1 protein-coding gene is annotated in these 400 nt (G+C 71.0%); it reads right to left on the bottom strand.

The features are described 5' to 3' along the window. Window positions 1-82: 82 nt before the first annotated feature. Window positions 83-400 (bottom strand): hypothetical protein (locus JHD80_RS27240; RefSeq protein ID WP_199093714.1); only part of this gene is annotated, 318 nt, incomplete at its 5' end.

Genomic DNA, 400 nt, shown 5'->3' on the forward strand with positions numbered 1-400 from the left:
CCCCCCCCCCCCCCCCCCCCCCCCCCCCCCCCCCCCCCCCCCCCCCCCCTCTTCCAGCACACGACGTCATACGAGATCGCGCCTAGAGTCTCGTGGGCTCGGAGATGTGTATAAGAGACAGTCCCCACAAAGGCAGCTTCAAGGCGGTTCCCCCGATCCCGTCGACGCGCGCCTTCAGGATCGCCGTCATCAGCTCCGGCGGCGAGACCTCCTTCTTGTCCAGGTCGAGCAGCGCGCGGACCTCGGGAGAGCTGTCTCTTATACACATCTGACGCTGCCGACGATTAACCTTCGGTGTAGTTCTCGGTGGTCGCCGTATCGTTATAAAAGGGGGGGGGGGGGGGGGGGGGGGGGGGGGGGGGGGGGGGGGGGGGGGGGGGGGGGGGGGGGGGGGGGGGGG

This window comes from Allobosea sp. ASV33 (assembly GCF_016428755.1).
Lineage (GTDB): Bacteria > Pseudomonadota > Alphaproteobacteria > Rhizobiales > Beijerinckiaceae > Allobosea.